The organism is Albibacterium sp., assembly GCF_035514885.1.
Taxonomy (GTDB): domain Bacteria; phylum Bacteroidota; class Bacteroidia; order Sphingobacteriales; family Sphingobacteriaceae; genus Albibacterium.
On sequence record NZ_DATJCH010000012.1, the window covers coordinates 322,585 to 341,474 of the forward strand.

Below are 18,890 nucleotides of genomic sequence, written 5' to 3' on the forward strand. Positions count from 1 at the left end.
ATGGGAAAGATAACAGGGTTTAAGGAGTATGAAAGAAAATCTCCTCAAAAGGAATTAGTACCTGAAAGGTTAAAACATTCTAAAGAATTTGTTAAACCTTTTACAGACGAGGAATTAAATAAGGAAGCAGCCAGGTGTATGGATTGCGGTATCCCGTTTTGTCAGTCGGGTTGCCCGTTAGGAAATGTTATTCCTGATTTTAATGATGCTGTTTATAAAGGTAAATTTGAAGAAGCTTACGATATCCTTTCTTCAACAAATAACTTTCCGGAATTTACCGGTAGAATTTGTCCGGCTCCATGTGAGTCAGCCTGCGTATTAGGCATTAACCGTTCACCGGTAAGCATAGAGTCTATTGAAAAACATATCGCTGAAATTGCTTACGCCAGAGGTTTTGCAAAAGCCCGTCCCGTTTTATTCCCTACAGGCAAAACTATTGCCATTGTTGGCTCTGGTCCTGCAGGCTTAGCTGCTGCAGCTCAATTGAGTAAAGCTGGCCATCAGGTTACTGTATTTGAAAGAGATGATAAACCAGGAGGACTTCTTCGTTATGGAATTCCTGATTTTAAACTTGATAAATGGGTTATTGATCGTAAGCTGAAAATAATGGAAGAGGAAGGCGTTGTTTTCAAGTGCAATACTGAAGTCGGTATCGATGTTTCCTTAAAGGAATTAAAGCAATATGATGCTGTCGTTCTTGCTGGTGGCTCAACCATTCCACGCGATTTGCCAAACAAAGGAAGAGAAGCCAAGGGTATTCATTTTGCGATGGATTTCTTAAAACAACAGAATAAGCGAGTAGGAGAGTCTCCGATTCTTAATGAAGAAATTTTAGCTACAGGAAAGAATGTAATCGTTATTGGTGGTGGTGATACCGGCTCAGATTGTGTCGGTACCTCTAATCGTCAGAAAGCTAAATCAGTTACGCAGTTTGAATTAATGTTTCAACCACCTGCTAACCGTACAGAAGCTATGCCTTGGCCAACCTACCCAATGTTGCTTAAAACTACTTCTTCTCATGAAGAGGGTTGCGAACGTTATTGGTCTATTAATACCAAGGAATTTATTGCCGATGAAAATGGCAACCTAAAAGGACTAAAGGTAGTTGATTTGGAATGGGAAAAAGATCGTCATGGAAAACCAGTTAAATTTACAGAAGTAGAAGGTTCTGAAAGAGAACTACCTTGTGAACTGGTTCTTTTAGCAATGGGATTCCTTTCTCCACAACATTCCGGATTATTAGATCAACTCGGATTAGAATATGACCAACGTGGAAATGTTAAAGCTCAGGAAGGTGTTTATAGCACCAGCGTTGATAAAGTATTTGTAGCTGGAGATATGCGCAGAGGACAATCTTTAGTAGTTTGGGCTATTTCTGAAGGCCGAGAATGTGCCAGAAAAGTAGACGAATTCTTGATGGGTGTGTCTGAACTTGAATCGAAAAACGCTATCCCGGTACTCTAAATAATAATTACTCCAAAGTATAAATCTATCCTGACTTAAAGCGGGATAGATTTTTTATTGCAGTATAGTGACGTATGATTGAATAAAAGACAAAAATATCTTTTATATCTTTATGCCGAAAATCAAAACGATTATGGATAATAAAATACAAACAGAAGAATTGGATGTCCGTGTACTTATTCCAATTGAAAGACATAAGAAATTAATACAGCTATTTAAAGAACTACCTGTTGGTGAGAGCTTCATTTTCATCAACGATCATGATCCCATTCCACTTTATTACGAATTTCGATCTATTTATGGAGACGTCGTTGAGTGGGAATATCTCAATCGGGGAGGAAGAGAGTGGAAAGTGAAAGTCACCAGAACCGAAGCTTCTCAAGGGAGAGAGTTTACAGATATTTCAACCTTGCTTGACCTTCGGAAAGCCAATGAAAACGAATGGAAACAAATCGTATTCCACCGTTATGGCATGATGGAGCAAGGTGATGTAATGGAAATCATTGCTTCAGAAGATCCCAAAGAAATCCACGGAATTTTTATAAATAAATTTGATGGACAACATTCTTGGATATATAAAAAGCAGGAACCTGATGAATACATCATTCATATCAAAAAAGAAGTTAAAAGCGGCTTAGGAGACGATGGTTTCTCAGTAGTCAACGAGTTTGACATACGTCCTTTCCCTCCAACAGAACGTCATGAAATGTTTTATAAAGCCTTTGCCGATATAAATCCCGGCGAAGCTTTCGAATTTATTAATGACCATGACCCATTGCCTCTTTATTATCAAATGGAAGCTGAAAGTAAAGACCCATTTAAATGGGAATACCTTATAAAAGGTCCTGATGAATGGAAAGTAAGAGTTATTAAGACGAAAGAATAATCTTTATTAAATTATCATGAATTAAAGCTGTTGATTTCATCCTAGAGTAAACTCTATTCGATAAGTATACAGCTTTAATTCCTATTCACGTTTATAATCCTCTTCAACCGTGGTCTATTATACCGCTGTAAAATTATTGGATAGAAGTTCAGGATTAGATTTAAAATCAAAAGCCATAATGAATTTACAAACCCAAATTTTATTGCAACGAAGATATTCACTACCAATACGATCAGAAATACAACTAAATGACCAAATTCAGATTGCCTGGTTCCATGTTCTAATTGCAATAATGAATTGAGGCCTTTTTTAACAGGATTTGCCTTCTTATGCAGCTTTTCCCAACCAATCCAAACCAAGATTTTTCTAAAAAGAGTAACTCCCAAAGATGCATAAACTCTTCCTCCTTTTTCCCAATCTTTGATATCGTAATAGCTGGATGTTAATTTAGGTTTCATGGTCTGTGAGAATGAAAATACAGCTATCATCAGCATGAAATTTAAGATCCAGGCAAATAAAAAACTATCCATTCCTTTCCAAACCGATATAATATAAATCACAATTAAGGTGATTATTATAGAGAGAAATAAGGTTACATATTTAATCATGCTTCGAGTTTTGCAATAAATATAGAAATTGTCGATTAACTTTCTATCCCTTTTTTTTACATTTTATTATGTAGAAAGGATAGTTCTCAACTACTTCTGTTATTTCAAATAGTCCTGCTTTAGCAAATTCTTCTTCTATTGATTTTCTGTCATAGAAGAAGATTCTTACGCCACCAAACATTTCATATCTATCCTTGCTAATGTAAGTTCCTTGCCTATAAGTTTTAGCTTCTTTTGTTATTGCCGTAAAAACCATCAAGCCGTTTTCGGTAAGTTGATTATAACAATCTTGGATTAGTTTTTCTCTTTCTTCTTTATTCAATAAATAAATCAATCCGTAACAGAATATTCCATCATACAAATTATTGTCAAAAGGCATTTCGGTAACTGAACCATGATAAACTTTCAAGTCGTTTCCAAAGTGCTTTTGACCTAAATCGATCGCAGTTTGTGAGATTTCAATTCCTGTTACGATCATTCCGCTATCTTTGAAAATTTGAGCATTTCGTCCATAACCAATACCTGGAATAAGCATGGTTTTTACTTTGTTCTCTACGAAAAGGTCTTTTGTCAGAACAGCCGATTTTGCGGGCTTAAAACCCCACATTTCCTGTTTATCTTTAAATGCTTCTTCCCAAAAATCCGTCATATTAGCTTTGATTTAAAACTCGTCAGCTGTAAGTAAGCCATTTACCATTCCTCCGGCCAAACTTCCACTATAAATTGCACTGGCAAGTGATCGCATCATAGCAGAGTTGTCGCCACAGGCAAAAACACCTTCAATGTTTGTTTTCTGAAAATTATCTACTTTAATATATCCATGTTCAGTCTGTTCACAACCTAGCGAGCTGGGAATGTCTGAATGTTGTTCAAATGAAATTGAAGCATAAGCAGCATCAAAAGGCATTTTTGTACCATCACTGAAAACTACATTTTGTATGTATCCGTTATTATGTTCTATCTCAGAAATTTTTGTTTCTATAACTTTTATTTTGTGTTCTCTTAATTTATCTATTTGTTCAGAATCGAAATCAGCTTTTCCATTTGTCAATATCGTTACTTTATCTGTTAAATTTTTTATTAGTGGTGCAAGGTGAAAAGCTGCAGCCCCATTTGCTATAATTCCTGTATTCTGATTCCGATATTCATAACCGTGGCAATAAGGACAAGGAATAACCGAAATTCCCCAACATTCAGAAAATCCTTTTATATCAGGCATTACATCCTTTATACCTGTAGCAAAAATCAGTTTCTTCGTTGAAAATTTATCGTTGGCATCAGTTGTTATTTCGAAACCGTTTTCTGTTTTTGTACCACTGGTGGCAAGTCCTTTATAAAATTTTATGGTATCATATTTTTCAACTTGTTGTTTAGCAAGTGTTGAAACTTCTTTTGGTGTTTTTCCATCCTGCGTTAAGAAATTATGCGAATGTGGCGTTTGTCTATTGCAAGGAAGACCACCATCAATTATCAAAACTTTACGCAATGAACGGCCTAACGACATTGCTGCTGATAATCCTGCGTAGCTCCCACCTATGATAATAGCTTCAAAATATTTACTGTCTTTCATATTGATTATATTTTATGTTTCTCTTTTAATTATCTATAAAACTTCCTGCAAATATAAAAGTTTTTTCTTTATGGCGACTGTGTCGCATTAGTTTAATGCAATTTTGTCGCAGTAATATTATTTGACTATTTTTGCAGTATGATGAGGCGAAGAAATACCGCAACAAAAGAGGCTGTTATGGCTGTATTGACAAACAGTGGAAGGGCAATGAGCCAGGATGCTATAATGAAGCAAATGGATGTCGACGCTAACAGAGCTACTATTTACCGGATATTAAACCGTTTTTGTGAAGATGAAGTAGTTCATAAGATAGTTGCTGATGATGGAAAACAGTATTTTGCTGTCTGCGTTAAATGTGATGATGTGACTGTTCCTAGAGATCATTTTCATTTTCGCTGTACAAAATGTGAGACTATTGAGTGTCTGCCTGCAAATGTTGAGTATTCAGTTCCTGAAAAATATACAGTTCAGCAAATGAACTGTATCCTTATTGGTATTTGTAAAGATTGTTCTTAAACAACTTAGCCGAACCATTGCTCATACTGACGCAATAATTCGGCTAGTTTGTGGAGTAAACCTATTTAATGTCCGTGCGATTTAGTAGAAACATCTTTCCATTCATCCCATAGTTTTAATTTTTCCCCATAGGTGTATTGCGTCCAGGGATAAGCCAATTTACCAAGGAATAAACGTAGGGGAGGGTTCTCTGAATCTACAACTTTTATAATAGCTTCAATAGTTGCAAGCGGATCTCCAATGTTTTCTGCTTTCACCCCTTCACCATTTTTAAAGTCTGAAGTCACTTTTTCATAAGCCTTTATTGGTGTGCTTTCAATTGCTGATGAGCCAAAGAAATCTGTTTTAAATGAATTCGGCTCTATCATCGTAACCTTAATGCCGAAATCTTTTACTTCTGCATGCAATGCTTCGCTCAATCCCTCCACTGCAAATTTTGTAGCAGAATATAAACCCATTGTAGGTAAAGCATTAATACCCAAAACGCTTGATAATTGGATGATATGTCCTTTGCCCTGTTTCCTGAAGATTGGTAGAATAGCTTGCGTCATCCATAATGTTCCAAACACATTGGCTTCAAATAAATCTCTGGCTTCTTTCTCACTATTTTCTTCAATAGTACCAAATACGCAGTAACCCGCATTGTTAATTAGCACATCGATTCCTCCAAAATGTTTTGTTGCTATTTCTACAGCGTTTAAGCAATCAGCTTTGCTCGTAACATCTAATTGTAATGTTAAAACCGCATCCCCATATTTATCTTCTAATTCTTGTAAATGATCAATGTTTCTTGATGTCGCTATCACATTATCACCACGTTTCAAAAATACTTCTGCCCATATTTTTCCAAATCCGCGAGAAGCTCCTGTAATTAAAATTGTCTTAGTCATTTTTGTTTTTTAATTTATTCGTCCTTATTGACCTTACAAAGGTGGGGGAGAATGAAAAAAATAAAAATGAACTGGTTTAGGAAATTCGGTTGAACTAGATTAACTTTTTAAAGTTTTTCGATTGCGAATCTTACTTAAATATTCAGTACTAAAACCAAGATAAGAAGCCAAAGCATATTGTGGAACGCGATTGGCAATAGCTGAATACTTGTTTATAAACTCATCATAGCGTTCTTCGGCTGTTTTAGTAAAATTAGAAAGTAGCCTTTTCTGTTGGAATGCTAAAGAACGCTGCGTAATGATGCGTTCAAATTTCTCCATTTTTGGTATCTCCCTGAGAAAAGTCTGCTCATCTTTAAAATCAATTTGTATCAGAACAGAATCTTCCAGAGCCTCCACAAATAATGTAGCTGGTTCTTGATAAATCAAACTGCTGTAATCAGAAATCCACCAGTCTTCAATTGCAAAAGCCAATGTATGTTCCTTACCCTGACTGTCGACTAAATAAGCTCTAAATGCTCCCTTAACCACATAGCTTTTATGCTTACAGACAAATCCCGGTTGCACGATAAACTGCCTTTTCTTTACTTTTTTAGTTTTAAAGAAGGGAATTAGTTGACTGATTTCGTCATCGGTTAAATCAACATATCTTGAGATGTACTCTAAAATCGGATCGTATTCCATCAATAGTAAAGGTAATAATTCTTTCTATTTGATGAGGGTTCGATAAATTCTGTGTTGGTCTGATATGCAAGTTGTTCAGATTTCCCGTATTAAAATCAGCGTCCATTTATAGTTACCAAATGGTTACTATAAAATACAAAGTCAGTATAATTTAGATACTAACAATAGTATCTTTGTGTAACATTTAAAATAATTTCAAAATGAGTAATTTAAAAAGTAAAAATGTAGTCATAACGGGCGGTAGTACAGGTATAGGATTTGCAACCGCAAAAGCTTTTATTAACGCAGGAGCAAGCGTTTTGATAACGGGAAGAAATGCTGACAATCTGCAAAAAGCAGCAGCAGAAATCAACAGTCCAAATTTGAAAACAGTAGTTTCGGACACTTCAAATTTAGCAGGAATTGCAGTTTTAGAAAAGGCAGTTGCCGATAACGGAAAAAAAGTTGACATTTTATTCTTAAATGCAGGAATTGCCGTATTTGCACCAATTGAACACATAACAGAAGCTGACTTTGATGCACAGTTCAATACCAATGTAAAAGGGTATTTCTTTACGTTGCAAAAAATGATTCCGCATTTGGTTGACGGCGCTTCTGTTATCGTTACTTCATCAAACGCAGCACACTTGTCAAATATAAATGTCAGTATCTATTCAGCAACAAAATCTGCGGTAAATACCTTTGCACGTGTTGCAGCAAATGAATTGGCTGAACGGAAAATCCGTGTAAACATTGTTACTCCAGGACCAACAGACACAGGTGTTTTGGCTAAAGTAGGGATGCCGAAAGATGTAGAAAAACAGGTTACAGAATAGATTATAGCATCCACTGCCGTAAAAAGAATGGGTCAACCAGAAGAAATTGCAAACGCAGTACTGTTCTTAGCTTCTGACGATGCAAGTTTTATTACAGGAAGCGAGTTTTTAGTTGATGGTGGAATGACAAACTATGCACTGAAATAAACTCTACGACCAGTTACTTAAACAAAGCTGAAGCAAATGCTTCGGCTTTGTAATTTCACCTATTTCTTTTAATTATTATTTCGGTTTTTACATTTCGTAATTCTGTCGGTTTGCAGAGTTCTCGTAGTATAACGGCTAACGGTTCGGGTATTGCCGAAGGCGGGGATATTTAGCACTAAAGCTCAATCGAAGAACGAATGTTGAACCTTGTACAAATGTCCAATCGAAGCCGTTCAGCCCCGCTTTTGGCAATACCTTGTTAGCGGTTCGTTGCTTATTTTAGTATCGTATAATTTTCTAATGTCCCAAAGGCTGTAAAACCAAGTTTTTTATAGATTTGTTCTCCCATTTTTGAAGCATTTAGAACACAATATTTACAATCATTAATCAACGCTTCATTAATTAATTTTTCAGTTATACTTTTTCCTATTCCTTTTCCTCGTCCTTTTGGAATAGTTCCAATCATATGAAAACCTGCTACATTATTTTTGTCAAAAAAAACAATACCACAGCCATAACTTTCTTCTTTTTCTTTGTAAATAAAAAGTCTAGAATGAAAATTGTCTTTACACAAATTATAAACAATTGTCCCATCAACTTTGTAACCGAATGATTCCGAGGCGATATTTGCAAACTCAAACGCATCTGATTTGGATTTTATTTGATGAATGTTGTCGTTGTTTGTAATTTCATTCTTATAGATATTCAAATCCAAACACATATTCGTTTGTGTAAAACGTAGTTGGGTCTTATTATAATTTATTAGGTCTGTATGTTTGTCAAGTGTAATAATATTTGGTAATAAAGAGTCATTGCTCAATTTTATAATCTCTTCATAACTTTCAATTTTATCTTCTATGGCATAAATTCTTTTAGGCCAATCCGAACCAACAACAGAAACGGCTTTATAATTTGAAGATTCTATGTAAATGTTATTTTTCTGTCCTATAAAATCCCAAAATTCAAATAGGTTCTTCGTGATTATGTCATTCATCTTTTACTTTATTTCTGTCAATATATAGTCTTTCGATTGTGTTTTGGCAAAATGACCGCTAACAACACAATTAGCGAAACTCAGTTTCGCTAAACCTTCTCTATATCCGCATTGCGTAATGTGTTCTAAAAGTAATAATTTTTTGTAATCAGCAAGATAGCTGTTTTGTTTCCTGAATAACGAAACAAATAATAGTTCTCTCATTATGTAAGTATGAATAGCGAAGTACTGGTGTTGATGCGGCAACTATTGTCCAAATCCATAACCATTTCGACCTATTGCAAATAACAATGCGATTATTAATATTGTTAATAAAATTTTAAAGTAGTTTTGATTTAAAAAGCTCTTCTTGTGTCATTGTTTTAGTTTTTTTCTAGCACAGAACCGCTATTTCTTATACACGACGTTAGATAAAGATATTTTTATCTCATTCAATACTAGTTCGTTCGGTTCATCTTTTGCGGAGTAATAAATTTTCTTGCCGTCAATCTTTGTAAATAAAATTACTGGTTTATTGTCTGAATTTAAAATCAGCTTCACTATTTCTCCATCTTTTGTTTTGAAATATCCCTTGTTTACCGCTCCAAGTGCAAAGCCATTTGTTCTTAAAGTGATTTCGGGTAATTGATTGACCAGTTCAATGCTTTGGATTTCTGCTTCAGTTAGCGTCTCTCCATAGCTTCCATTAAAAGTTATGCTTTCGGAGTCAATGATCATTTTGTTTTCTTTAAAACCATAACCTAGAAGTCCGACGACACAAAGTAATACACCTATGAGTATAATAATTCCAGTTTTATTCCTTTTTTTACTAAGTCCTCTTGAGTATTTTGAACTTGTTGATATAAAATAGATATAGGCTACAATTGGATAAACTGTTAAAAATATTCCGCCAGCACTTTCACTGACAAAATATACTAAGAAAGTCCCAAGCACCGTAAGGGATATTCCTAAAAATATATGGAAGTTTCGAAAATATAGAATGTAGGCCTTAATATCCACATCTTTTCGATCTTCTTCACTCATCATGTTGTAGCCCGAAAGAAGATATTTTGCATTGCTTTCAGTGAGAATAAATCCGATTAAAACAAAGAGCAAACCAATTGCAATAAGTACGTAAATCATATTTTTAAATTTGGTCTAACGGTGCCTGACTATACGGCGATCCCATTTTACATTCCTGAATAGTGAAAGAATCTACTCATTAGCTATCCGCATAACCTCATCAAAATCATAACCTGCCCTCGCCAATGCTCTTCTGGCTGATTCTATTGCAATAGGTGCTGGATTAGGTGGATGAACAGGAACTTCTTCTGTCTCTGCAAGTTGATTTAAAATATCCTGCGTTTGTCCTTGTGTCAAAGCCTCACAAACATCGTATAATCCACCGGGTTCTTCTTCAGCCAAATCGTGTTCCTCTAAAATATATTTAATCACATTTATTAAAGGTAAAGTAGGAGGTGGAACCATCAAGGAAGTCAGGGCTCCATGGTCCAACCGATATCTTGGAATAAGGTCCTTCGTTACCTCCGGATTTGCTTTTTTTGCTGCTGGAAATAATATCTTCTCTTCCATTTTAATGTGCCGCAATAATTGACTTCTAAATTGATGATAATAACTCATTTCAATTTTATCCGGCTGCTCAAGTGCTTTATTTAACAACTTTTCAATACGATGATGATCTTCCGTGAAAAATAGATGTAAGGGTTTGTTCATAGTTTTTAATGCTTGATTCTTCTTTGAGAACACCTAGTTCCAATTATTTCGTTTTTTTGTTTCTGTTATGTGCGCAAGATGATGATTGCAATGCCAAGCATACGCACCTATATTCTCGTCAACTCTAAAAGTTTTTCCCTGTTCAGGATGAATAAAACTTCTTCCCAATTGTTCTTCTGTCAAATTGTTTAATAAGAATGTCCATCTTTCGTGTATCCCATCTATCATTTTTAATGAAGAATCGATAGGCAAATTTTTAGAGTCAGAAAGTTCAGCCCAACGATCTTCAAAATAGGGTTTTATTGTTGGTAGATCTTCTGTCAATGCAAGTTTTAAACGTATTATACTGTTCATATGACTGTCGGCACAATGATGAACCACTTGTCTAATTGTCCAACCATCAGGTCTATATGTTGTGTCAAGTTGTTCGTCTGTCAAAGGCTTAACTTCGCTCGAAAGTCTTTTAGGAAATGTGCTGATGTCAGAAATCCATTTATTTAAAATGTCCCTTGTTATTGCTGTTGGTTTTTCGAACTTTCCAATCGGATATTTTAATTGCTCCAATGTCATATAATTTGAATTTGTCAATGTTTCTTAGTGCTTAAATTTACAAAAAAAAGCCAACGTTGTTACCTAACGTTAGCTTTATACTGCATTAAAACTTGTCAGGATTACAAATTGTAAATTTCCTTTAAACTCTCTTTCAAAGATGCCGGTTTACGTGCAAGTAAATTTTCCAAGTCTTTGCTTACAATTTCGTATTGACCATTTTTAATGTCTGCAGAAAAGCCTGAAGCAATTAAGATCTGTAATTCCGGAACGCCATATTCTTTTAGTTTATCCGGAAATGTGGCAGCATCTGCATCTGTATAGTTTATTCTTTTGCCTGATAATGAACTAAGTTCGTTAGCAACGTCTTGATATGAATACAATTCACTTCCTGTAATCTGATAGATTTTGTTTTCGTGCCCATTTTGAAGCAATACGTTGGCTGTCGCTTCGCCCATTTCTCTGCGAAGCGCATAGCCCACTTTTCCATTACCGGTAGGTAAATAAATTCCGGTCTCAAAAACTTTTTCTCCAACATATATCGGGATTACTTCTGCATACAAAGAATTACGTAGAAATGTATAGTTCAAACCACTTTTTTTAATGTAATCTTCTGTTTGAAAATGGCTATCCATTAAGAATTTAACGGCTGATGTATTTACATCTTTCAGCGTAACGCCTGTGTATGCAATGTGTTTTACTCCAGCTTTTTTAGCAGCGTCTACTACGTTTTTATGTTGCTGATATCTTTGATGATCAATGGTAGAAATCAGCAATACCTTTTCAATACCTTGCATTGCCTTGTCTAATGAAGCTGTGTCTTCAAAGTTTCCTAAACGAACTTCAATGCCCTTCTCTTTCAGATGTTTTGCTTTGTTTTCATCTCTCGCAAATGCCACGATTTTGTTGACTGGGGTGTTCTTTAGCAAATGTTCTAAGGTGGCAGTTCCTAAATGTCCTGTTGCGCCTGTTACTAAAATCATATTTTTATTTTTTATAGATTAATGATAGCACAAAATTACAATACACGGTTACTAAAATGCTATCTGTTACCTATTGGTAAGTAGTTACCAATTAGTAATTAGTTGTATAAAAGGTTACGTTTATCTCTATCTTTACCTAAATAATAAAGAAGTGATGGCAGAGAAAAGTAAGTTGTCTGATAGTTGTCTTAGAAGTATTCAGGGCATAAGAGATACACAGGATTTATTGAGTGGTAAATGGAAGATACCTATTATCGGTGCACTTTACTTCAATGGTAAATTCAGGTTTATGGATTTAGGACGGCATATTGAAGGCATTGCTCCTAAAGTATTGTCTAAAGAATTAAAAGATCTGGAGATGAACCATCTTGTAAAACGGACCGTAAAAGACACCATGCCCATAACCGTTGAATATGAACTAACTCCACAAGGTAGAAGTTTGAAAAAGGTCATCGAAGCTATGGGCGAATGGGGTACAGACTATAGAAAGGCAGTGTTAGCGAATTCCTAATTGAAAAATTGAAACTTTATATTCTTTGGCATAAAATGCACACCTTTAAAATCGGTGATTCCCTCAATTTGATGTGTTATTTCAGCTGGAATAATAAAAGCATCTCCAGACTTTAATAATTTACCTTCACCGTGTATATGAAGGGTTGCTTCACCTTCATGGATGAAAAGGATTGATTCAATATTTGCTAGGTGCTTCGGTAATAAATCGCCGGCTTTAGCCTGCATTTGTTTAGCCTCTAACTCAATTCCGGAGGCTAATAGTCTAACTTTAGGTGGGGTTATCTTTTTCATTTTTATATTTTTTTTATTATCCCCATTCGATAAACTTGTCGAATGAGGATAGCGTTTAAGAATTTACTTTGTTTTGAGTTTAATGATGTCCGCCATGTTCCATCACAGCTTCAATAGCTTCCAACGTGTGGGTATAGTCTACATAAGCCATTACATAAGCCCTACCTTCAGCAACTGAGTTGTCCTTTACTTTACTCAAGGCAGCCACTTTCTCATACTTTTCAGTAATTACTCCTTGAATATGATTGCCTAAATTGTTAAGCAAGGTATTTACATCCTGTTCTGCAATTGAATTATCCGCCATCTGAACGATGGGAGCAGTAGAACCTGCTGGTTTTAATCCGGTATATGGAGCGCCTTCGGTTTCACGGTGATGGCGAACCAGAGTTTCTAAGAAATGCTTTTCAACAATGCTATAAATCTCGGCATCCTTATTCTTTAAGTTTACCGTTTTGTTAAACAGTGTTGTTATTTCCGCTTCATGCTTTGGTTCAATCCATTTCATTACAAACGTTACGTCTTCATTTTTAAGTGCCTTATAAGCATCTTGAATAACCGGCCCATCATAAGAATCACAATGCGCATAAGTAGGAAAGGTGAACATCAACATAAATGCTCCGAGTAAAAAGGCTATACCAAATTTTCTTCTAAAATCTTTTATTGCTTTCATGGTTTTATACTTTAATTGTTTCTAATTATTTATACAACAAAGATACCCTGTAAGTAATTTTTTAGAAAGGTTGGAAGTAGGAGGTAATGGTATGAAAGTCGGATTGTGAAGGAAGGTCGTAAATTAGCTTCTATATTCCAAGGGACTTATGCCAACATGTTTTTTGAAGAATTTCCCGAAGTGAGATGGATCGGAGAAGTCAAGATCGTAAGCGATTTGGGCAATACTCCGCTCTTTATTCTGTAAACGTACTTTTGATTCCAATATGAGCATTTCATTGATCCAAGCACCTGCTGTTTTATCGCTTGCTTCTTTAATAACCGTTGAAAAATATTTGGGTGTCAGGTGTAATTTGTCTGCATAAAATGAGATCTGTCTTTCCTCAAGAAAGTTTTCAGATAACAGTGTTTTAAATTGAGAAAGAATATGGATCTTTTTATCAACACTGGTTGGAACTTCTTTTTTTAGACTATGGTGAACGTCATCTATTTCATTGAGTACAATGTAAATCAAACTTTGAATAATCGCAGAAGTGTTTGGCGAAGCTTCACGGGATTTTTGATGAATTACATCAAAGTAGGATTTGAACTGCAGGAATTTATTAGAATCTAATGGCATGACTTGTTGCCCTGTTTTCTCAAAGAAATCAAATTTATCAAGATAATTGATGTCGGCCTGGCCTTCAAGAAAAATCTCCTTTCGAAAGAAGAATATTTTAGCATCGTAGGTGGTTCCTAAATCAGTGAATTTACGGATTGTTGAGGGGCCAATAGTAAAGATAGCCGGAGCATGTGCTATCTGTACAAACAGATCAGTTTCTAATTGAAGGGATCCTTCGCTAAGAAGGCAAATAGCGTAGGCAGATGTTCTGTGAGCACCTTCGGAAGCACAAGCATTACTGAGATGCGACATATAATACCACTGATCTGAATTGATAGTCTCTCCTTCAAGTTTCGTATATTCGATATAGGGTATAGAATTCATATCAACATTTTACAGACATGCAGTTTATTTTAAATTGTCACTAACGGTTAGGCTTGCGAAGATGGCGGATAACGCACTTTATCGTCGCTCCGTACAAAACTAAATTAAATACAGAAAAAGTTCAAAAAATAACGTCGCCAGCCATTTTTGCAAAGGTGTTGTTGTGCGTTCGTACTTTTCTATGAGTTTTATTGATAGTATTGTTTAGCTTCCTCTGTTACTTTTTGCACAAATTTAGTTTTCGCAATTCTATATCCAACTCGGTCATATTTGTGTGTTTCAGAAAGTTTAATTTTCAATATTTCATACTGTTGGGCTATCTCGATACGCTCCCTTAAATAATCTCTAAAAAGAATCCTATCCCATATTTGATGATTTTTCGGCCCCATATGAACATGAAATGTTTGGCCCTTTTCTCCCGTTGGACTATAACCTTTTACAAAAACCATATGTTGAGAACTTCCTTCATTTTGCAAAATGTAATCGTAATTGATAGTTTTAAATTTCTCAACTATTTCACTATTAAAATTATTTTCATCAGAGATTTCAATCAAAATATCAATAGTGTCTTTTGCTATTATGTTTGGCACGGAAGTACTACCAAAATGCTCAATACGAAGGATCACATCATTTAAAACGCTCAATATTAAGTCTCGTTCCTTCTCGTAAATTCCTTTCCATTGGCTAGTATGAGAAGATAATTTCACCGGAAAGAGTTTGGCAATTTCATCTTTGGTCAAATCGGTAATTCTTTTCTCCATATCTCTGATATTATTTGAATTATTTAGTATACAATTAGCGAAACTCAGTTTCGCTAATCCATTCCTATATTATACTGCGTAATGTTCACCTATAAAGTTAATAACTTTTGTTAATCGGTAAGATAACTATTGATATTACTTGAATAGCTATTCATTATCTGCTTTGGTAAAATAAAACGCTCTTAACATTTGACTATATCAAGCCTACATTCTTTTAATGATTGTTAAAGAATTCTAACATCGTGCTTAATGCTTTTTCGCAGTGCATTTTCTCACCATTTTCAAGCGATTCCTTAGCTGCTATTGCTGCTCTTTTACGCATATTTATTTCATAGAAGGAAATAGCTTCATGCACCGTTGCATATTTGTTGGATGTTAAGCATTTACTTAATTCAAGCGCATCAAGCATAGCCATATTCACACCTTCGCCAGCAAACGGTGGCATCACATGAGCCGCATCGCCAAGCATTGTTAAATTGGGTAAACTTTTCCAGGTTTGATCTAAATCTAAAGGAACACAATAGATCGGTCTTGGAATAAATGGTATTGCTGTATTTTCAAATAGTTCATACCAAATGCTACTCCATTCGTAGTATTCATTCTTAAACCATTCAAGTAATTGAGTCTGATCCGAAAAGTCTAAGCCACTGTTTGCCGCCCAACTTTCATCAGCCTTGAAACTTGCATAATACCCAATTTCTCCATTACTTTTTTGTCCCATCAAGATGTTCTTTTTATTTCCAAAAGCCAATATCTTTCCGCCGTTCAGTAAGCCTGAAATATTGGGTGCCACATTTTTGGCATCATAAATATTGCCTTCAAGCATTGTAATGCCTGAATAAAAAGCTTTGATATTGGTAATGTAAGGGCGAATTCTTGAGTTCGCTCCGTCAGCACCAATTACGATATCTGCATAAACAGAGTTCCCATTTTTGAAATACAGCAACCAACCTTCATTTTGCTCTTCCATTGAAACATATTGGTTGTCCCACACAACTGTTTCTGGCTGCAAAGAATCTAATAATATTTTTCTTAACACCCCTCTGTCTATTTCCGGACGAAAGTATTCGTTGCCGAAATCTTCCTCAATTTTGCTTTCATGGTCACTGAAAAATACCTCTGCACGTTCATTAACTATCTTCTTTTTATCAGCTCCTGGAAGAAAATTGTTTTTGAATTCTTCTAGAAGATTAGCTTCCGTAATAGCTGCTAGACCTGATTCATCGTGCAAATCAAGAGGCGAGCCTTGCACTCGGGCATGTTTATTAAGGTCCCTTTCATAAACTCTTATGTTTGCACCTTGGAGTTGCAAAAGTCTTGCTAGTATTAACCCACCTGGACCACCGCCAATAATCGCAATCTTCTTATCCTTTAATTTCATCCTGTCATATTTTAATTAACAGCACAAAGTTATTTTGAATTAAGGGTTGATAATTGTATAAATCGGTCGTTTTGATTTCGTTTGAGTACTTTCGGCGAAACACCAGCTAGCTTTTTAACTTCTTTGATGAAATGTGATTGGTCGGTGAAGTTTTGTTGAGGAAATAATTTGCCTTCTTTTATATGTTGAAACGAAGCACGGAAGCGAAGGATACTGCAATAGGTTTTTAATGGAATGCCAAATTGATCTTTGAAATAACGGTTGATTTGTCGGCTACTCCAAAATACTCTTTCCGAAAGTTCACTGACTGTTAATGCTCCGTTCGACGAATAAATAAAGTTAAAGAGCTTTTGCTTTCTTGTGTCAATTTCTTTGCCTAGAAGTGAATGAATTTTTAGGGAAGCTTTTTCGCAAAAATGTTCAAAGTCTTGTAAATCATCTGCATTAAAACCCCAGAAGTCATCAGGTAAATATTTCGCATTGTCTAATAAATTAGATACCGTGTTCTGTAAGATATATTCTGTTGCAAGTAGTTTGAAACTAATAACAAACATGGTCGTCTTTGCAGATAATGTTGCCTGATCAGGATGGGTTTCAAGTCCTGAGAGCGTAATGTGAAAGGGAACTGTGGCTGATTGAGAGAAAAATAGGTCTATTCGTCCGTCAGGTAAAATAACAATGTCTTTGCTCTCATCGGAATGGTTTTGTAAGGACCAAAAACTCTCTACAAAGTCTGCAAGCGACTTGTCGGGTTTAATGAATTTATATTCAAAGTCATTGTCCATTGCTATCTGCGCATGTGTATCTATAAAACTAACATTTTTTGTTGAATTTATTTTACGACAGTAGCTTCCAATTCAACTTTTAATGTTTCAAACAGACCTGTAACTTCCAGCATCGTCAAAGCTTGTTTAATATTGTGTTTAGCTACCCATTCCTGAAGAATAGGAAAATGCGGCCAGAGCTCTTCTTTAGATGTGGTATAAATATTTAACCTTGCAATACCTTCACAATCATACCCCGCTGAAGTAATGACTTCTTCTAGATTAGAAAGAGCTTGTTCGAGTTGTGATTTCATGTCTTGTTGACTTGATACCCCATTTGGATCAATAGCTGCCTGACCGGAACAGTATAAAGTACTGGTATTGTTTTTTATTTCTACTGCCTGAACATAACTGCGTTCGTCTTGCCATTTCCAAGGATTAATTGTTCGTTTTTCCATTGTAATACTCTTTTTTAAATGTTTATAAAAGTTTTATTGATTACAAAGGTAGAGCTAGCTTCCGAGTACGGCTCTTGACATTGATCACGATTATGAGGTGATGAAAATCACATCTAACTAACTATTATAGCGTAAATCTGCTTAAAGTTTCTCTGGAAACTCCTAGATAAGCGGCTAGCTGAGACTTCGGAACCCGTTGAGCTAGTGTGGGATATCTTAAAATTAACTGTGTGTAACGTTCTTTTGTATTAGAGGTAAGGGTTGAAAGAATTCTCTTTTGGGCTGCGATACATCCAAAGAAAGCCTTTTCTAAAAAAAAATGTTCTATTTTAGGTAAGGTTCTACACAGATGTTTAAAATTATCATAGGTGATATATAACACATCAGTATTTTCAATACATATTAGTGACATCGATGTTTTTTGTTGCAAATAAAATGCCTCAAAATCACTCTCCCACCAATCTTCCATTGCAAAAGAAACGATGTGTTCACGGGCTTCGGAATCGGTATATATTAATTTTAGCAGGCCTTTGCATACAAAGTAATGTCTGGACAAGTTTTCCCCTTCTTGAAAGAGGAACTGTCCTTTTTTATAAGATTTTGAGTCGAACAAAGAGCTTATAAAAGTAAATTCTTGATCTGTTAGAGGAAGAATTTTTTCAATATGATTTCTTAAAGTTTCAAACATTTCACGTGAAGTTAAATGAAATTACACTTTGAATTCTAATTTCGAAGCAAAATCCCATAAAACTATCCCAGCAGAAACTACAACATTCAGCGAATGTTTCGTGCCAAACTGAGGAATTTCCAGGCATTCATCAATCATTTCCATTGCTTCATTCGACACGCCATGCACTTCATTTCCTAAAATCAATGCATACTTTTCGTCGGGACTAGGGGAGTAGTTATTTAAAAACTGACTGTTTTCTGCCTGCTCAATTGCTATTACTTTGTAATTTTTTTCCTTTAGGGAAGAAATCGCTTCCGCAATATCTTTTTCATATTCCCATAGAATCGAATTTGTAGCGCCCAAAGCAGTCTTCTCAATTTCTCGATGGGGTGGCTGACCAGTAATTCCACACAAGATTATTTTCTCAACAGCAAAGCCGTCGGCAGTCCTAAATATAGACCCTACATTGTGTAAACTGCGAATGCTATCCAGAATGATGGTGATTGGTAGTTTCTTTTGTTCTTGAAATTCTTCGATGGTTGGACGGTTGAGGTCGTCCATTGATAATTTTCGCATGGG

23 protein-coding genes and 1 pseudogene are annotated in these 18,890 nt (G+C 35.4%); 5 read left to right on the top strand and 19 right to left on the bottom strand.

What is annotated here, in order from left to right; translation table 11 throughout:
- Together VL047_RS05255 and VL047_RS05260 are read left to right on the top strand one after the other, a co-directional pair.
- The gene (locus tag VL047_RS05255; RefSeq protein ID WP_325359048.1) at positions 1-1,464 is read left to right on the top strand and encodes a glutamate synthase subunit beta; all 1,464 of its coding nucleotides are present in this window, start codon (positions 1-3) and stop codon (positions 1,462-1,464) included.
- Between the two features lie 133 nt (positions 1,465-1,597).
- Positions 1,598-2,350, top strand: a complete 753-nt coding sequence (locus tag VL047_RS05260; protein WP_325359049.1) for a DUF2249 domain-containing protein — start codon at positions 1,598-1,600, stop codon at positions 2,348-2,350.
- Between the two features lie 74 nt (positions 2,351-2,424).
- Here the strand turns inward: VL047_RS05260 and VL047_RS05265 are convergent, their stop codons facing one another.
- The 3 genes from VL047_RS05265 to VL047_RS05275 all read right to left on the bottom strand — a co-directional run bounded on the left by VL047_RS05265 (position 2,425) and on the right by VL047_RS05275 (position 4,528).
- Positions 2,425-2,838, bottom strand: coding sequence for a hypothetical protein (locus tag VL047_RS05265; RefSeq protein WP_325359050.1), 414 nt, complete (start codon positions 2,836-2,838; stop codon positions 2,425-2,427).
- Between the two features lie 163 nt (positions 2,839-3,001).
- A complete protein-coding gene (locus VL047_RS05270; RefSeq protein WP_325359051.1) occupies positions 3,002-3,607 on the bottom strand; it encodes a class I SAM-dependent methyltransferase in 606 nt (201 codons plus the stop codon).
- 12 nt (positions 3,608-3,619) lie between these two features.
- Complete coding sequence (locus tag VL047_RS05275) at positions 3,620-4,528, bottom strand: NAD(P)/FAD-dependent oxidoreductase (RefSeq protein WP_325359052.1); 909 nt, start codon at positions 4,526-4,528, stop codon at positions 3,620-3,622.
- 138 nt (positions 4,529-4,666) lie between these two features.
- On the opposite strand from VL047_RS05275, the gene VL047_RS05280 reads away from it, so the two are divergent.
- Complete coding sequence (locus VL047_RS05280) at positions 4,667-5,044, top strand: Fur family transcriptional regulator (RefSeq protein WP_325359053.1); 378 nt, start codon at positions 4,667-4,669, stop codon at positions 5,042-5,044.
- Positions 5,045-5,109: 65 nt separating this feature from the next.
- Here the strand turns inward: VL047_RS05280 and VL047_RS05285 are convergent, their stop codons facing one another.
- Positions 5,110-5,934, bottom strand: a complete 825-nt coding sequence (locus tag VL047_RS05285; protein ID WP_325359054.1) for an SDR family NAD(P)-dependent oxidoreductase — start codon at positions 5,932-5,934, stop codon at positions 5,110-5,112.
- A gap of 99 nt (positions 5,935-6,033) precedes the next feature.
- A complete protein-coding gene (locus VL047_RS05290) occupies positions 6,034-6,618 on the bottom strand; it encodes a Crp/Fnr family transcriptional regulator (RefSeq protein WP_325359055.1) in 585 nt (194 codons plus the stop codon).
- A 200-nt stretch (positions 6,619-6,818) separates the two neighbouring features.
- Between VL047_RS05290 and VL047_RS05295 the strand changes: the two are divergent.
- Positions 6,819-7,580, top strand: a pseudogene (locus VL047_RS05295) (SDR family oxidoreductase).
- A 274-nt stretch (positions 7,581-7,854) separates the two neighbouring features.
- Here VL047_RS05295 and VL047_RS05300 read toward each other — a convergent pair.
- From VL047_RS05300 to VL047_RS05320, 5 genes are all read right to left on the bottom strand, one after another.
- The gene (locus VL047_RS05300) at positions 7,855-8,574 is read right to left on the bottom strand and encodes a GNAT family N-acetyltransferase (RefSeq protein WP_325359056.1); all 720 of its coding nucleotides are present in this window, start codon (positions 8,572-8,574) and stop codon (positions 7,855-7,857) included.
- Between the two features lie 387 nt (positions 8,575-8,961).
- Complete coding sequence (locus tag VL047_RS05305; protein WP_325359057.1) at positions 8,962-9,696, bottom strand: DUF3784 domain-containing protein; 735 nt, start codon at positions 9,694-9,696, stop codon at positions 8,962-8,964.
- 72 nt (positions 9,697-9,768) lie between these two features.
- A complete protein-coding gene (locus VL047_RS05310; RefSeq protein ID WP_325359058.1) occupies positions 9,769-10,287 on the bottom strand; it encodes a hemerythrin domain-containing protein in 519 nt (172 codons plus the stop codon).
- A gap of 33 nt (positions 10,288-10,320) precedes the next feature.
- Complete coding sequence (locus VL047_RS05315; protein ID WP_325359059.1) at positions 10,321-10,857, bottom strand: YfiT family bacillithiol transferase; 537 nt, start codon at positions 10,855-10,857, stop codon at positions 10,321-10,323.
- 101 nt (positions 10,858-10,958) lie between these two features.
- A complete protein-coding gene (locus VL047_RS05320) occupies positions 10,959-11,819 on the bottom strand; it encodes an SDR family oxidoreductase (protein ID WP_325359060.1) in 861 nt (286 codons plus the stop codon).
- Positions 11,820-11,973: 154 nt separating this feature from the next.
- Between VL047_RS05320 and VL047_RS05325 the strand changes: the two genes are divergently transcribed.
- A complete protein-coding gene (locus VL047_RS05325; protein ID WP_325359061.1) occupies positions 11,974-12,330 on the top strand; it encodes a helix-turn-helix domain-containing protein in 357 nt (118 codons plus the stop codon).
- Here VL047_RS05325 and VL047_RS05330 read toward each other — a convergent pair.
- The 9 genes from VL047_RS05330 to VL047_RS05370 all read right to left on the bottom strand — a co-directional run bounded on the left by VL047_RS05330 (position 12,327) and on the right by VL047_RS05370 (position 18,887).
- Positions 12,327-12,623, bottom strand: a complete 297-nt coding sequence (locus tag VL047_RS05330; protein ID WP_325359062.1) for a cupin domain-containing protein — start codon at positions 12,621-12,623, stop codon at positions 12,327-12,329. The genes VL047_RS05325 and VL047_RS05330 overlap by 4 nt on opposite strands.
- A gap of 79 nt (positions 12,624-12,702) precedes the next feature.
- On the bottom strand, positions 12,703-13,293 hold the full coding sequence (locus VL047_RS05335; RefSeq protein WP_325359063.1) for a DUF6448 family protein: 591 nt from the start codon (positions 13,291-13,293) through the stop codon (positions 12,703-12,705).
- 123 nt (positions 13,294-13,416) lie between these two features.
- On the bottom strand, positions 13,417-14,277 hold the full coding sequence (locus VL047_RS05340) for a helix-turn-helix domain-containing protein (protein WP_325359064.1): 861 nt from the start codon (positions 14,275-14,277) through the stop codon (positions 13,417-13,419).
- Between the two features lie 188 nt (positions 14,278-14,465).
- On the bottom strand, positions 14,466-15,038 hold the full coding sequence (locus VL047_RS05345) for a GrpB family protein (protein WP_325359065.1): 573 nt from the start codon (positions 15,036-15,038) through the stop codon (positions 14,466-14,468).
- Positions 15,039-15,252: 214 nt separating this feature from the next.
- Positions 15,253-16,419 (bottom strand): FAD-dependent oxidoreductase, encoded by a 1,167-nt coding sequence (locus VL047_RS05350; RefSeq protein ID WP_325359066.1) that lies wholly within the window; start codon positions 16,417-16,419, stop codon positions 15,253-15,255.
- A gap of 29 nt (positions 16,420-16,448) precedes the next feature.
- Positions 16,449-17,204, bottom strand: coding sequence for an AraC family transcriptional regulator (locus VL047_RS05355; protein WP_325359067.1), 756 nt, complete (start codon positions 17,202-17,204; stop codon positions 16,449-16,451).
- A 47-nt stretch (positions 17,205-17,251) separates the two neighbouring features.
- Positions 17,252-17,641 carry a RidA family protein gene (locus VL047_RS05360; protein ID WP_325359068.1) on the bottom strand — a complete coding sequence of 130 codons (390 nt, stop codon included), beginning with the start codon at positions 17,639-17,641 and terminating at the stop codon, positions 17,252-17,254.
- Between the two features lie 124 nt (positions 17,642-17,765).
- On the bottom strand, positions 17,766-18,329 hold the full coding sequence (locus tag VL047_RS05365; protein ID WP_325359069.1) for a Crp/Fnr family transcriptional regulator: 564 nt from the start codon (positions 18,327-18,329) through the stop codon (positions 17,766-17,768).
- A 21-nt stretch (positions 18,330-18,350) separates the two neighbouring features.
- Positions 18,351-18,887, bottom strand: coding sequence for an RNA methyltransferase (locus VL047_RS05370; protein WP_325359070.1), 537 nt, complete (start codon positions 18,885-18,887; stop codon positions 18,351-18,353).
- Between the last annotated feature and the right edge of the window lie 3 nt (positions 18,888-18,890).